15 protein-coding genes are annotated in these 13,226 nt (G+C 64.5%); 9 read left to right on the top strand and 6 right to left on the bottom strand.

Annotation, left to right across the window (positions count from 1 at the left end; all coding sequences use genetic code 11):
- Positions 1-39 precede the first annotated feature (39 nt).
- The 6 genes from fghA to BW975_RS04655 all read left to right on the top strand — a co-directional run bounded on the left by fghA (position 40) and on the right by BW975_RS04655 (position 5,336).
- The gene (fghA, locus tag BW975_RS04680; RefSeq protein ID WP_076531396.1) at positions 40-873 is read left to right on the top strand and encodes an S-formylglutathione hydrolase; all 834 of its coding nucleotides are present in this window, start codon (positions 40-42) and stop codon (positions 871-873) included.
- A gap of 4 nt (positions 874-877) precedes the next feature.
- On the top strand, positions 878-2,314 hold the full coding sequence (gene sthA, locus BW975_RS04675; RefSeq protein ID WP_092746231.1) for a Si-specific NAD(P)(+) transhydrogenase: 1,437 nt from the start codon (positions 878-880) through the stop codon (positions 2,312-2,314).
- Between the two features lie 67 nt (positions 2,315-2,381).
- Positions 2,382-2,846 (top strand): YaiI/YqxD family protein, encoded by a 465-nt coding sequence (locus BW975_RS04670; protein WP_076531392.1) that lies wholly within the window; start codon positions 2,382-2,384, stop codon positions 2,844-2,846.
- Entirely contained in the window at positions 2,843-3,805 is a 963-nt protein-coding gene (locus BW975_RS04665) for a DMT family transporter (RefSeq protein ID WP_076531390.1), read from the top strand. Before BW975_RS04670 ends, BW975_RS04665 begins: the two co-directional genes overlap by 4 nt.
- Positions 3,802-4,422, top strand: a complete 621-nt coding sequence (locus tag BW975_RS04660) for an HAD family hydrolase (RefSeq protein ID WP_076531388.1) — start codon at positions 3,802-3,804, stop codon at positions 4,420-4,422. Before BW975_RS04665 ends, BW975_RS04660 begins: the two co-directional genes overlap by 4 nt.
- Positions 4,419-5,336 (top strand): alpha/beta fold hydrolase, encoded by a 918-nt coding sequence (locus BW975_RS04655; RefSeq protein ID WP_076531385.1) that lies wholly within the window; start codon positions 4,419-4,421, stop codon positions 5,334-5,336. The genes BW975_RS04660 and BW975_RS04655 overlap by 4 nt, the downstream gene beginning before the upstream one ends.
- On the opposite strand, the gene BW975_RS04650 is transcribed toward BW975_RS04655, so the two are convergent.
- The 3 genes from BW975_RS04650 to BW975_RS04640 all read right to left on the bottom strand — a co-directional run bounded on the left by BW975_RS04650 (position 5,333) and on the right by BW975_RS04640 (position 8,556).
- A complete protein-coding gene (locus tag BW975_RS04650) occupies positions 5,333-6,565 on the bottom strand; it encodes an MFS transporter (RefSeq protein WP_076531382.1) in 1,233 nt (410 codons plus the stop codon). The two genes, BW975_RS04655 and BW975_RS04650, sit on opposite strands and share 4 nt — an antisense overlap.
- A 65-nt stretch (positions 6,566-6,630) precedes the next feature.
- The gene (locus BW975_RS04645; protein ID WP_076531379.1) at positions 6,631-7,419 is read right to left on the bottom strand and encodes an ion transporter; all 789 of its coding nucleotides are present in this window, start codon (positions 7,417-7,419) and stop codon (positions 6,631-6,633) included.
- A 177-nt stretch (positions 7,420-7,596) separates the two neighbouring features.
- Complete coding sequence (locus BW975_RS04640; protein WP_076533394.1) at positions 7,597-8,556, bottom strand: L-malyl-CoA/beta-methylmalyl-CoA lyase; 960 nt, start codon at positions 8,554-8,556, stop codon at positions 7,597-7,599.
- Positions 8,557-8,740: 184 nt separating this feature from the next.
- On the opposite strand from BW975_RS04640, the gene dgcN reads away from it, so the two are divergent.
- From dgcN to BW975_RS04625, 3 genes are all read left to right on the top strand, one after another.
- Positions 8,741-9,742 (top strand): N-acetyltransferase DgcN, encoded by a 1,002-nt coding sequence (gene dgcN / locus BW975_RS04635; protein ID WP_076531378.1) that lies wholly within the window; start codon positions 8,741-8,743, stop codon positions 9,740-9,742.
- A gap of 73 nt (positions 9,743-9,815) precedes the next feature.
- Entirely contained in the window at positions 9,816-10,778 is a 963-nt protein-coding gene (dgcA, locus tag BW975_RS04630; RefSeq protein WP_076531375.1) for an N-acetyl-D-Glu racemase DgcA, read from the top strand.
- Positions 10,775-11,641 carry a D-amino-acid transaminase gene (locus BW975_RS04625; RefSeq protein WP_170846545.1) on the top strand — a complete coding sequence of 289 codons (867 nt, stop codon included), beginning with the start codon at positions 10,775-10,777 and terminating at the stop codon, positions 11,639-11,641. The genes dgcA and BW975_RS04625 overlap by 4 nt, the downstream gene beginning before the upstream one ends.
- 74 nt (positions 11,642-11,715) lie before the next feature.
- Here the strand turns inward: BW975_RS04625 and BW975_RS04620 are convergent, their stop codons facing one another.
- The 3 genes from BW975_RS04620 to BW975_RS04610 are packed head-to-tail and all read right to left on the bottom strand — an operon-like array spanning position 11,716 to position 13,145.
- The gene (locus BW975_RS04620) at positions 11,716-12,030 is read right to left on the bottom strand and encodes a DUF1244 domain-containing protein (RefSeq protein WP_076531372.1); all 315 of its coding nucleotides are present in this window, start codon (positions 12,028-12,030) and stop codon (positions 11,716-11,718) included.
- A 14-nt stretch (positions 12,031-12,044) separates the two neighbouring features.
- Positions 12,045-12,392: a 5-carboxymethyl-2-hydroxymuconate Delta-isomerase gene (locus BW975_RS04615; protein WP_076531370.1), complete on the bottom strand. Its 348-nt coding sequence runs from the start codon at positions 12,390-12,392 to the stop codon at positions 12,045-12,047.
- Between the two features lie 12 nt (positions 12,393-12,404).
- A complete protein-coding gene (locus BW975_RS04610; protein WP_076533390.1) occupies positions 12,405-13,145 on the bottom strand; it encodes an N-formylglutamate amidohydrolase in 741 nt (246 codons plus the stop codon).
- Between the last annotated feature and the right edge of the window lie 81 nt (positions 13,146-13,226).

Genomic DNA, 13,226 nt, shown 5'->3' with positions numbered 1-13,226 from the left:
AGTCTGACGCAACGCAAGACATAGAAAAGGAGCGACGCCATGGAAACCAAATCGGAAAACGCCTGTTTCGGAGGCGTTCAGGGCGTCTATACCCATGCTTCAAAGGCGACAGGCACCGACATGACCTTTGGCCTTTTCCTGCCCGCCGAGGCGCGGGATGGCCCCGTGCCGGTATTGTGGTACCTGTCGGGCCTGACCTGCACGCATGAGAACGCCATGACCAAGGCCGGCGCGCAGGGCTGGGCCGCCGAGCAAGGCATCGCGCTGGTCTTTCCCGACACCTCGCCGCGCGGCGAGGATGTGGCCGACGACGAGGCGTTCGACATGGGGCAAGGCGCGGGGTTCTACGTCGATGCGACGCAGGATCCGTGGGCCAAGCACTTCCAGATGCGCAGCTATGTGACCGAAGAGCTTCCCGCGCTGATTGGCGCAGAGTTCGCGCTCGACATGGAGCGGCAGGCGATCACGGGCCATTCCATGGGCGGGCATGGCGCGCTGACGCTGGCCATGTCGCTGCCGGGGCGCTTCCGCTCGGTCTCGGCCTTCTCGCCTATCTGCAATCCCTCGGCCAGCGATTGGGGCCGCAAGCAACTGAGCGCGTACTTGGGCGATGACGATGCCGTCCATGCCGCGCATGACGCCAGCCGCCTGATGGCCGAGCGTGGCTTCGACGGGCCGATGCTGCTCGATACCGGCACGAACGATCAGTTCCTCGACCTCTTGATGCCCGAAACACTGGCCGAAGCCGCCGCAAAGCGCCGCCAGCAGAGTATCCTGCGCCTGCAGCCCGGCTACGATCACAGTTATTTCTTCGTGTCCTCCTTCATGGAGGATCACGTCACCTTCCACGCCGAGGCCCTCTATGCGGGATGAGCAAATGGATCGCTACGACCTGATCGTCATCGGCTCGGGGCCCGCGGGCCGTTCGGCAGCCATCCAGGCGGGCAAGCTCAATCGCCGCGTTCTGGTGATCGACCGCAAGGACCGGCTGGGCGGCGTGTCGGCCCACACCGGCACGATCCCGTCCAAAACGCTGCGCGAGACGGTGCTGAACCTCTCGGGCTGGCGCGAGCGCAGCTTTTACGGGCGCTCGTACCGCGTGAAGGATGATATCGGCGCCGAGGATCTGCAGGCCCGCCTCAACAAGACCGTCGATTACGAGGTCGACGTGCTGGAGCATCAGTTCAACCGAAACCATGTCGAGACGCTTTATGGGGTGGCCAGATTCACCGGCCCCAACGAGATTGAGGTGCAAGTGGATGCGGGCCAGACGACGCGGCTGACCGCCGACAAGTTCCTGATCGCGACTGGCACCAAAACATACCGCCCCGACACCTGCCCGTTCAACGGGACGACCGTGCTGGACAGCGACGAGTTTCTCAAGATCGACGAGATCCCGCGCAGTCTGACCGTGATCGGCGCGGGCGTGATCGGGGTGGAATATGCCACCATGTTTTCGGCGCTCGACGTGCGCGTGACGCTGATCGAGCCACGAGACACTTTTCTGGATTTTATCGACCACGCCATTGTCGACGATTTCACCCACCAGATCCGCGAAAACGGCGTCGATCTGCGCCTCGGCTCGCCGATCGAGAGCATTACGGATGCGGGCCGTCACATCGAGGTCGCGCTGGAAAACGGCCGGCACGTGCGCAGCGACATGCTGCTGTTTGCCGCTGGGCGCATGGGCGCGACGGCGAGCTTGGGCCTCGACAAGGCGGGGCTCAAGACCGACCATCGCGGCCGGCTTGAGGTGGACCGCAAGACCTACCAGACATCGGTGCCCCATATCTATGCGGCAGGCGACGTGATCGGACATCCCAGCCTTGCCTCGACCTCGCTCCAGCAGGGGCGCATTGCCGCCTGTCACGCGCTCGAGACGCCCACGCTGCCCGAAAGCCCGTGGTTTCCCTATGGCATTTACTCAGTTCCCGAGATCAGTACCTGCGGCATGTCCGAAGAGGAAATGGCCGAGCGCGGCATCCCCTACGAGGTCGGCGTCGCGCGCTTTCGCGAGACGTCGCGCGGCCATATCATGGGGCTGGAGCATGGCATGCTGAAGATGCTGTTTTCGCTCAAGACGCGCCGTGTATTGGGCGTGCAGATCGTCGGCGAAGGCGCGACCGAGCTGATCCACATCGCGCAGGCGGTGCTGAACCTGAAGGGCACGGTGGATTACTTCGTGCAGAACACGTTCAACTACCCGACGCTGGCCGAGGCCTACAAGATCGCCGGGCTGGACGCGTTCAACCGGATGCCGATCCCCGAGGAATACAAGGTGGGCCGCGCAAAATCCAAGGCGGATGCGACTTGAGAGGCGCCCGCTTTCCGCGCGGAAAGCGTTGTGAAAAACGCCTGTTTTCCACAACTGGCGACGTGCGATGATCTACGTCGATGCCGATGCCTGCCCGGTCAAGGACGAGGCGATCCGCGTCGGCACGCGGCATGGCCTCAAGGTGCATATCGTCTCGAATGGCGGCTTGCGCCCTTCGCCCCACCCGCTGGTCGAGACGGTGATCGTGCCCGACGGGCCGGACATCGCCGATATGTGGATCGCCGAGCGCGCGGGCGCGGGCGACGTGGTGGTGACCGGCGACATCCCCCTTGCGGCGAAATGCGTCGAGGCGGGCGCGCTGGTGCTCAAGCATAATGGCGAGGCGCTGACGGCGGCCAATATCGGCAATGTACTGGCCACGCGCGATCTGATGACCGATCTGCGCGCCGCCGACCCCTTTCGCCAGGGCGGCGGCAAGGGCTTTACCAAAGCCGACCGCTCGCGCTTCTTGGATGCGCTCGAGCGGATGGTCCGGCAGGCCAAGGCCCAAGTGAAAGCCCCGCGCGCATGACCAGCGTCGCCGCCCCCTCCAGCAACACCATGGGCGCGTTCTGCGCGATGGCGGCGATCCTGTGCTTTTCCTTCGTCGATCTTGGGATCAAGCTGCTGAGCGAGACATATGCGCTGCACCAGGTCGTGCTTTTGCGCTCACTGGTCAGCCTCGTGGTCTTCGGCGCTTTCATCCTGCCCTTCAGCGGGGGTCTCAAGGTGTTTCGCACCCGCCGGCCCGGCGCGCATCTCTTGCGCGGCAGCTTCATCGTCTGCGCCAATATCTGCCTTTTCCTCGGTCTTGCCGCCATGCCCATCGCGGATGCGGTTGCCATCTTTTTCGTCTCGCCACTCGCGATCGCCGTCATGTCGGTCGTCTTTCTAGGCGAGACGGTCGGCCCGCGCCGCTGGGCGGCCATCGCCGTGGGCCTCGTCGGCGTATTGCTGATCGTGCAGCCCGGCACCGAGGCGTTTCAGGTCGCGTCGCTTTTGCCTGCCATCGCCGCCATTCTTTACGGCGCGATGCATATGGTCACGCGCCGCATCCGCGATACCGAAAGCGCGGGCACGATGACGATCTACGTCATCCTCACCTTCCTTGTCTCAAGCGCGGTCATCGGCTTTTTCATCAGCGACGGGCGCTATGAGGCAGGCGCGCATCCGGCGCTGTCGTTCCTGTTGCGCGCCTGGCCCCCGCTCGCGTCGGCGGATCTGTGGGTGATCGTGATGCTCGGCTTCGCCGGTGTCGGGGGCAGCTGGCTGATCACGCAAGCCTACCGGCTGAGCGAGGCCGCCTTTGCCGCGCCGTTCGAATATGTTGCCATGCCCATCGCCATCTTCTGGGGCGTGGTCTTTTTCGATACATGGCCTACGCTCAACGCGTGGGCCGGCATCGTGCTGATCCTGGGCTCGGGACTCTACATGCTGTGGCGCGAGCATCGCAAGGGCGTGCCGCACCCGCCCTCACCCACCCGCAGATGACGCCGCAGGCGGTCATATTCGACATCGGCAACGTGCTGATCGCATGGCAGCCCGAGCGATATTTCGACCGGCTCTGCGGCGCATCCCGGCGCCGCGCGATGTTCGGCTCCGTCGATATCCATGCGATGATGAACCGCATCGATGCGGGCGCAGATTTCGGCGCGGAGGCCGCGCGCATGGCCGCCGTCCACCCCGATTTCGCATCCGAGCTTATGCATTTTCGCGATCATTGGTGCGACATCGCGCAGCCTGCCATTCCGCATTCCGTGCGCCTGATGACAGCCCTGCGCGCGCGGGGCGTTCCGGTTTATGCGCTGTCGAATTTCGGCGCCGGGAATTTCCCGCTCAGCGCCGCGCAATTTCCGTTCCTGCGCCAGTTCGACCGGGCCTACATCTCGGGCCGGATGGGCCTGATCAAGCCGGACCCGGCGATCTATGCCGCCGTCGAGGCCGATTGCGGCCTGCTGCCCGAGGCGCTTTTCTTCACCGATGACAGGGCCGAGAACATCGAGGCCGCCGCCGCGCGCGGCTGGCAGGTGCATCTCTTCGAGCAGCCCGAAGGGCTGGCCCGCGCGCTGGTGACCAAAGGCCTTTTGACACCGCAGGAGGCCACGTGAGCTGGCTCCTCGCGGTACTGGGAGCGATAGGGATCGCGCCCTTCCTGCGCGAAGCGCTCCGCCCGCGCATGAACGCCCAAGCACGGCGAAGCGCCCCCGGCGCCTTCGCCGCCCTGCCGCAGGGTCTTACGCATTACCGCTGGCTGGGTGCTGCGGATGGCCCCATCGCGGTCTGCGTCCACGGCCTGACCACTCCGTCGCCGGTCTGGGACGCCATCGCCGATACGCTGGGCGACATGGGCTACCGCGTATTGGTCTATGATCTTTACGGGCGGGGCTATTCGGACCGCGCGCGCGGGCCGCAAGATGCGGATTTCTTCGCCCGGCAACTCTCGGATCTACTAGAGGACCAAGGGATTGAGAGTGCGATCACGCTGCTCGGCTATTCGATGGGCGCCGTGATCGCGCCTCGCTTTGCCGCGCAACACCCGGCGCGCGTTCGCCAGATGGCCCTGCTGGCCCCGGCCGGGGTCGGGCATGACCTCGGCCCCGCCGCGCGCCTCATGGCGAATACGGGCATCCTCGGAACATGGGCGATGCTTCTGGTCTATGCCCGCTCGCTGCGCCGTGCGCTCGAGGCCGAGCGCGGGCAGCCCAGCGCCGTGCCCGACATCGTCGACATCCAGATCGCACAGACGCGCCATCGCGGCTTCCTGCCCGCGGTGCTGTCGTCGCTGCGCCACACGCTCGATACCGATTGCGAGGCAGATCACCGCGCGCTGGCCGAGGCCGAAACGCCTCTTCTCGCCATTTGGGCCGAGGAGGACGAGGTCATCCCCATCGCGGGCCGCGAGACGCTCAACGAATGGAACCCCGCCGCCCGCCAAAGCGCCGTGCCGGGCGCCGGCCACGCCCTGCCCTACAGCCACGCGGCAGAGGTGGGCGCCATTTTGCGCCGCCAGCTTGCGGATTAGGCCGGCACCAGCCGCTTTTCCTTGATCGGCAAATGCACGATCGCGCTGAACGCGCCGACGCCCACGCCGATCCACCAGACGGCGGTATAGTCGCCATAGATGTCGTACATCCGCCCGCCCAGCCACACGCCAAGAAAGCTGCCGAGCTGGTGACTGAAAAAGACGATGCCATAGAGCGTACCCATGTAGCGCAGCCCATAAAGATGCGCGACGAGGCCGGACGTCAGCGGCACGGTCGCCAGCCAGAGCGCGCCCATCGAGACCGAGAAAAGCAGCACGGTCGCGGGCGTGATCGGCGTCAGGATGAAGGCGGCGGCGATGATCGTGCGGCCTGTGTAGATGCCCGCCAGCAGATACTTGCGCGAATACCTCTTGCCCGCCCAGCCCGCCGCCAGCGTGCCCGCGATATTGGCGAGGCCGATCAGCGATATGGCGACCGCCCCCAGCGCCGAGGTGCTGGTGATGCCCATGCCATAGAGCATACCGCCCGGCATGATCGGGCCGCACATCTCGGTCACGAAGGCCGGAAAATGCGCGGTGATGAAGGCCAGCTGATAGCCGCAACTGAAGAATCCAAGGAAGATCAGCGCATAGCTCGGGTCGCGCATCGCACGGTTCAGGATCTGCCCCATGCTCTCTTCCAACTCGCCGCGCGTGGCGACGACCGGCACGCGCATCATCGGCAGCACCATCAGGCTGGCCAGGATGATACCCGCGAAGAGGAGGAACACCATCTGCCAGCTCATGACGCCCAGCAGCGCCTCTGCCACCGGCGCGCCAAAGACTTGGCCCGCCGATCCGGCGGCGGTCGCGATGGCAAGGCTCATCGAGCGGTGCTCGTCACTGCTGGCGCGGCCCACCACGGCGAGGATCACGCCAAAGCCGGTCCCGGCAATGCCGAACCCCACGAATATCTCGAAGAACTGATGCGAGCCCGGCGTCACCGCGAAGGACGAGGCGACAAGCCCCGCCGCATAAGTCAGCGCGCCCAGAACAATGGCACGCCGATCCCCGATCTTTTCGGCCAGCGCCCCGAACAAGGGCTGCCCGATCCCCCAGGCAAGGTTCTGGATCGCAATGGCGAGCGAGAACTCACTGCGCAGCCAGCCGAACTCGTCCGCAATGGGGATCTGGAACACACCAAAGGACGCGCGGATGGCGAAGGAGATCACCATGATGACGCAGCCCGCGATCAGGACGGGGGTGAAGATTGAGGCGGGCTTGTCCATGGCATGTCCCAAGGTGGCGGATGGTGCACCATTCTGCATTCCGCCTCCGCCGTCAAACCCCCATGCTAGCGCTTGGTGTCGTCACCCAGCTTGTCCAGCTTGGCCTCCATCGCGGCAAGGCGCGCCAGCACGTCGTCGCGATAGGTGTTGGTGCTCTCCTCATTCTCGGCATGATGCGCGTCTTGCATCGAGTTGACAATGAGACCGACCAGCAGGTTCACCACCGCGAAAGTCGTGATGAGGATGAAGGGCAAAAAGAACGCCCAAGCCCAGGGATGCACGTCCATGACCGGGCGCACGATGCCCATCGACCACGATTCCAGCGTCATGATCTGAAACAGCGTATAGCCCGAGCGGCCGAGCGTGCCGAACCAGTCGGGGAAATCCGCGGCAAAGAGCTTGGTCGCGATCACCGCCCCGATATAGAAGATGATCGCCATCAGCAAAAAGACCGAGCCCATGCCCGGCAGCGCCGTCACGAACCCCTCGACCACCCGGCGCAGGCGCGGGGCAACCGATATGACCCGCAGCACCCGCAGAATGCGCAGCGCCCGCAGCGCCGATAGCGCCTGCCCCGCCGGCACCAATGCAACGGCAACGATCACCAGATCGAAAACGCTCCAGCCGTCGCGGAAAAACCGGCCACCGCGCGCATAAAGCTTCAGCGCGATCTCGACGACAAAGAAGGCGAGACAGGCGCTGTCTAGCGCAACGATCAGCGGGCCAAACTCTGCCATAAGACTTTGCGATGTCTCGAGGCCCAGGATGATCGCGTTGAAGATAATGACGCCGATGATCAGCTGCCGCACCCAATCGCGCGACAAAAACGCATCCAGCCTCTCGCGCGTGCCCATATGGCCCCCTTTGCCCGTATCCTACATAGAAAACGGGCGGCCGCCCGTGCGCCGCCCCCCGCTTCTTTTTGCCCCAAATATCCACTCAGGGGAAATCTGCAAGATTTCCCCTGTCGCTGCGCGCAGCGCAAATGGTGAAAATGCGCGCCGCAGACGCTCCGTTCTGCGGATTGCCGCCTAGCCCTTGGCGATCATCTCGGACTGCCGCACGATCACCTCGGCCTGCTTGATGCTGGCGATATCGACGAGGCGGCCCTTGTAGACGGTCGCGCCCTCGCCATTGGCCTTGGCCTTTTCCATTGCGGCAAGGATTTCGCGCGCTTCGGCCACGGCGGCCTCGGTCGGCGTGAACACCTCATTGGCCAGCGCGATCTGCTTGGGGTGAATTGCCCATTTGCCGACCATGCCCAGCGTCGCCGAACGCAGCGCCTGCGCGCGGAAGCCCTCATCATCCGAGAAATCGCCGAACGGCCCATCGACCGGCAATAGGCCATGGGTCCGGCAGGCCGCGACGATCGCCGCCTGCGCCCAGTGCCAAGGATCGGACCAGTGCTTCTGCCCCTCGTGGATCATGTAATAGTTTTCCTGCGTGCCGCCGATGCCAGTGGTCGCCATCCCCATGGAGGCGGCGAAATCCGCAGCGCCAAGGCTCATCGCCTGCAGGCGCGGGCTGGCGGCGGCGATCTCTTCCACATGGGCGATACCCGCCGCGCTTTCGATGATGACCTCGAAACTGATCGGCTTGGTGCGCCCCTTGGCGCGCTCGACCGCCGTGACCAGCGCATCGACCGCATAGATATCGGCTGCGCAGCCCACTTTCGGGATCATGATCTGGTCCAGCCGGTCGCCGGCCTGCTCCAGAAGGTCCACCACATCGCGATACCACCAAGGGGTATCCAGCCCGTTGATCCGCACGCTCAGATATTTGCTTCCCCAATCGACGTCGTTGATCGCCTCGATCGTCTGGCTGCGCGCCAGATCCTTGTCAGTGGGACTGACCGAGTCCTCCAGGTCGATATTGATCACATCCGCCGCGCTTGCGGCCATCTTCTCGAACAGCTTCGCGTTGGATCCGGGCCCGAAAAGCTGGCAGCGGTTCGGGCGGGCGGGTGCGGGCGGTTGCAGGCGAAAGCTCATGATCGGGGCCTTTCGGATAAGGATATTGCGCAAAAAGATGTCCAATCGCTATGAAATTACGCGCGCTGCCGCAAGGCGATTATGCAGTTGCAGCAATCAGCGCGTGCTTTTGGGATGAACACCCCGCGCCATATGCGCTAAGCAAGGCCAAGAGCCGATTCCGTGCCAGCCTTGGGGACAGACCATGATCGAGACGCCATACCTTCTATTCCTGGGCGATGCGCCCGACATGCTGGCCGCCAAGGTGGCCATAGGCATCCGCGATTGGCGCCCCGAGAACGCGGTGGGCCAGATCAGCCTGCCGGGCTGCGGCGCCGATCTGGGCCTCACCGAGATGAGTTTGGCCGAGGCCAAGGCGGCAGGCGCCAAGACGCTGGTCATCGGCGTTGCCAACCGCGGCGGCATCATCAGCCAGGCGTGGAAAAAGGTGCTGGTCATGGCGCTCGAGGAGGGGTTCGATCTGGCTTCGGGCCTGCACAACCTTCTGCGCGACGAGCCCGATCTGGTGGCCGTCGCCGAAGCAACCGGGCGCAAACTGCATGACGTGCGCGTGCCGTCGGTGAAATACCCCATCGCGAATGGCGAAAAGCGCACCGGCAAGCGCTGCCTGGCCGTCGGCACCGACTGTTCGGTCGGCAAGATGTACACTGCCATGGCGATGGAGCGCGACATGACCGCCCGCGGCATGAAGACAACCTTCCGCGCGACCGGCCAGACGGGCATTCTGATCACCGGCGATGGCGTGCCCTTGGACGCCGTGATCGCCGATTTCATGGCCGGATCGATCGAGTATCTGACGCCGGACAACGACGCCGATCACTGGGATATGATCGAGGGCCAAGGCAGCCTCTTTCACGTCTCTTATTCCGGCGTCACCATGGCCCTCGTCCATGGCGGCCAGCCCGATGCGCTGATCCTCTGCCACGAGCCGACGCGCAGCCACATGCGCGGCCTGCCCGGCTACAGTCTGCCGACGCTGGAACAGCTGCGCGATACCGCATTGCCTCTGGCGCAGGTGGGCAATCCGGACTGCCGCGTCGTCGGGATTTCGGTCAACACCCAGCATATGAGCGAGGAGGCCGCGCGCGACTATCTGGATGAGGTCTCGCAGCGCATGGATCTGCCCGCGACAGACCCTTACCGTTTCGGCGCGGACGTGCTGGTCGATGCGTTGGCGGCGCTCTAGCGTCCTGTCCGGCGCGGGCAGGCTTGCGCCGGGATTTGAGTATTTCAGGAACAATGAAAGACGGGGTTGCAGCATGCAGGTATCGGTGACGCGCGATGTGTTTCGCCTGGCTCAGGTCTTCACCATTAGCCGCGGGTCGCGGACCGAAGCGCAGGTTCTGACCGTGACCGTCTCGGACGGCACGCATCAAGGCCGCGGCGAATGCGTGCCTTATGCGCGCTACGGCGAAACGCTCGAGAGCGTGACGGCGCAGATCGAGGATACGGCAGTGACGGACCGCGCGGCGCTTCAGGCCCAACTGCCCGCCGGCGCCGCGCGCAACGCGCTCGACTGTGCCTTGTGGGATCTGGAGGCCAAGCGGGCCGGCAAGCGTGTGTGGGAGTTGGCCGGGTTGGCCGCGCCGACACCCGAAATTACGGCCTATACGCTGTCGCTGGACGAGCCCGACGCGATGCAGGCGCAGGCCGCAAAGAATGCGCATCGCCCGCTGCTCAAGATCAAACTGGGCACGCCGGACGACATGGCCCGCCTCGAGGCGGTTCGCGCGGGCGCGCCCGATGCGCGCATCATCGTTGATGCCAATGAGGGCTGGAGCGCCGAGATCTACGCCGATCTGGCCCCGCATCTGTTGCGGCTTGGCGTCGCGCTCGTTGAGCAGCCGCTGCCAGCGGGCGAGGACGATACGCTGCTGGGCGTGGCGCGGCCCCTGCCCGTTTGCGCCGACGAGAGCTGCCATGACCGCGCGAGCCTTGCCGCGCTCAAGGGCAAGTATGACGTGGTGAACATCAAGCTCGACAAGACCGGCGGGCTGACCGAGGCGCTGGAGCTGCGCCGCGCGGCGCTGGCCGAAGGTTACGACGTGATGGTCGGCTGCATGATCGGCTCGAGCCTTGCCATGGCGCCCGCCGTGCTGGTGGCCCAAGGTGCGCTGGTGACAGATCTTGACGGCCCGCTTTTATTGGCCGAGGACCGCGGCACACCGCTGACATTCGACAGCGCCGGGGTGCATCCCCCCGCGCCGGAACTATGGGGATGATGACGATGCGCACTGTTTATGTGAATGGCGACTACCTGCCCGAAAATGAGGCCAAGGTTTCGATCTTTGACCGTGGTTTCCTGATGGCCGACGGCGTCTACGAGGTGGTCAGCGTGCTGGGCGGCAAGTTGGTCGATTTCGACGGCCATATGGTGCGCCTCGACCGATCACTCGCCGAGTTGGGCATGGCGACCCCTGACGCGCGCGGCGACCTTCTGGAGATCCATCGCGAATTGGTGCGCCTCAACGACATCGGCGATGGTCTGATTTACATGCAGGTCACACGGGGCAATCCCGGCGACCGCGATTTCCACTATCCGCCCGAAGGAACCGAGCCGACGCTGGTCCTCTTCACACAATCCAAGCCCGGCATGATCGACAGCCCAATGGCCAAACGTGGCGCGCGCATCGTCACGGTGCCCGACATGCGCTGGGGCCGCCGCGACATCAAGACGGTGCAATTGCTCTACCCGTCCATGGCCAAGATGATGGCGCAGGCCGCAGGCGTCGATGACGCGTGGATGATCGAGGACGGCTTTGTCACGGAAGGCACGTCAAACAACGCCTACATCATCAAGGACGGCCGCATTATCACACGCGCGCTCAGCAACGACATCCTGCACGGCATCACCCGCGCCGCCGTCCTGCGTTTCGCGCGCGAAGCACAGATGGAGGTCGAAGAGCGTAGCTTTACCCTCGACGAGGCACTGGCCGCCGACGAGGCGTTCATCACCTCCGCCAGCGCCTTCGTGACGCCCGTGGTCGAGGTGGACGGCGCCAGCATTGGTAGCGGCGCGCCGGGCCCCGTGGCCGCGCGTCTGCGCGAGATCTATATAGATGAAAGCCTCAAAGTCGCCGTCTGACTCGACCCTTGCAGTTTCATCTTGGCAAAAATACTCATAGCGGACCGCCTCCCAAGGGACGGTCCGCTTAAACTTCAGCGCTTTTTCTCTACATTTTCGGCAAAGGCCGTTTTGAACGCTTCCTGCTTTTCCGCGCTCGCGTCGGTCTGGTGCTGGGATTTCCATTCCTCCATGGTCATACCGTAGAAAATCTCGCGCGCCTCGTCCTTGGACATCTCGATGCCGCGTTCGTTCGCGGCCTCCTGATACCACCGGCTCAGGCAGTTGCGGCAAAAGCCGGTCAGGTTCATCATGTCGATATTCTGCACATCCGTGCGCTGGGTCATCAGATGGTGACGCAGGGCGCGGAAGGCGGCGGCCTCCAGCTCGATACGGGTCTGATCGTCCATGGTCTCTCCTATTTTTAATCGGGCAGAACGCGTTTGGCGTAGGCCGCGTCCAAATCGGCGATGTCCACCGACAGACTGTGCACCTGGGGCATCTGCGCCTCCATCACGCTCAGGATCACGCGCGCCAAATCCGATTTGGTGTCTGCATCGCGGCCCGGCAAGAGGCGGAGCGTCGCGTGTGCAAAGCTCTGACCGCGTGTGCCGAGCAGGTGGGCCCCCGCTGCCTGCGTGCGCAGTTTCAATGTCTCGGGTTTGGTGATCGAGGCATGCGCGGCAAGAGCCGAGAACAGCGCCTCGCACAGCGCGTGCAGCTTTGCGCCGGAGGCAGCATCGGGGGAATGTTCGACAATGACATGCGGCATGGGACAGTCTTTCTACAAGTTGGCGTCTGCCAGCGTTTCGATCAGGATCGGCGCCAGCCGCGCGGCCCAGGCCTTTTGCTGCGCCTCGGTCGCGATCAGGTCGTTGCGCAGCTCGATCAGGACGTTGGGACGTGCATGCTCGATCCCGTGCCGGGCGATGGTATCTCCGGGCAGGTGGCCCGTATAGGGCTGATTGTCGCCCACGCTCAGATCCGGCTCGGCGCGAAGGCGCGCCAGCAGTGGACGGGCCAGCCGCGTATCGGTGGAGTAGAGCACCCCAATCTGCCACGGGCGCGGCGGGCGGCCGCGCAGCTGCGGCGTGAAGCTGTGGACGGACACCAGAACCGGCGCACGCCGCGCCGCGGCCATTTGCGCGACCGCATCGTGATAGGGGCGATGACAGCGGCGCAGACGCTCGCCCGCGTCGATATCGGAAATGCCGCGATTGCCGGGAATGATCGTGCCGTCATAAAGCTGCATGATCAGGGTCGGATCCTCCTCGCCCCGATTGGGGTCGATCACAAGCCGCGAAAAGCGCGACAGGATGGCCGGCCCATCCAGCATCGCGCCCAGCGCGCGGCTGACGCCCTCGGCGCCCGGATCATAGGCGATGTGGCGTGCCATATCGTCCGGCGCGACGCCAAGGCAGCCGCCATTCACGAAATCCGGCACCTCGTTTGACGCGTGATCGCACAGCACCGCCCAGCGTCCACCGCGATCCGCCCCGTCTATGACGACTGGATGATATGTCACCCCAAATTCCCCATTTGAACCTGTCTGCCCTTTGCGTCGGCGCAAAAGAATGGCAATGGTGCAGGCAAGCGCCGGCACCCT

The organism is Roseovarius nanhaiticus (assembly GCF_900156535.1).
Taxonomy (GTDB): Bacteria; Pseudomonadota; Alphaproteobacteria; order Rhodobacterales; family Rhodobacteraceae; genus Roseovarius; species Roseovarius nanhaiticus.
The sequence above is the reverse complement of the archived record's forward strand: the minus strand, read 5'-3'. Positions and strand labels throughout refer to the sequence as shown.

What these genes read in the sequence shown, in the direction of transcription:
- dgcA (WP_076531375.1), top strand. Translation starts at nt 9,816, where the DNA reads ATGCAGGTATCGGTGACGCGCGATGTGTTTCGCCTGGCTCAGGTCTTC.
- fghA (WP_076531396.1), top strand. Translation starts at nt 40, where the DNA reads ATGGAAACCAAATCGGAAAACGCCTGTTTCGGAGGCGTTCAGGGCGTC.
- dgcN (WP_076531378.1), top strand. Translation starts at nt 8,741, where the DNA reads ATGATCGAGACGCCATACCTTCTATTCCTGGGCGATGCGCCCGACATG.
- BW975_RS04640 (WP_076533394.1), bottom strand. Translation starts at nt 8,556, where the DNA reads ATGAGCTTTCGCCTGCAACCGCCCGCACCCGCCCGCCCGAACCGCTGC.
- BW975_RS04620 (WP_076531372.1), bottom strand. Translation starts at nt 12,030, where the DNA reads ATGGACGATCAGACCCGTATCGAGCTGGAGGCCGCCGCCTTCCGCGCC.
- sthA (WP_092746231.1), top strand. Translation starts at nt 878, where the DNA reads ATGGATCGCTACGACCTGATCGTCATCGGCTCGGGGCCCGCGGGCCGT.
- BW975_RS04625 (WP_170846545.1), top strand. Translation starts at nt 10,775, where the DNA reads ATGATGACGATGCGCACTGTTTATGTGAATGGCGACTACCTGCCCGAA.
- BW975_RS04670 (WP_076531392.1), top strand. Translation starts at nt 2,382, where the DNA reads ATGATCTACGTCGATGCCGATGCCTGCCCGGTCAAGGACGAGGCGATC.
- BW975_RS04650 (WP_076531382.1), bottom strand. Translation starts at nt 6,565, where the DNA reads ATGGACAAGCCCGCCTCAATCTTCACCCCCGTCCTGATCGCGGGCTGC.
- BW975_RS04615 (WP_076531370.1), bottom strand. Translation starts at nt 12,392, where the DNA reads ATGCCGCATGTCATTGTCGAACATTCCCCCGATGCTGCCTCCGGCGCA.
- BW975_RS04665 (WP_076531390.1), top strand. Translation starts at nt 2,843, where the DNA reads ATGACCAGCGTCGCCGCCCCCTCCAGCAACACCATGGGCGCGTTCTGC.
- BW975_RS04660 (WP_076531388.1), top strand. Translation starts at nt 3,802, where the DNA reads ATGACGCCGCAGGCGGTCATATTCGACATCGGCAACGTGCTGATCGCA.
- BW975_RS04645 (WP_076531379.1), bottom strand. Translation starts at nt 7,419, where the DNA reads ATGGGCACGCGCGAGAGGCTGGATGCGTTTTTGTCGCGCGATTGGGTG.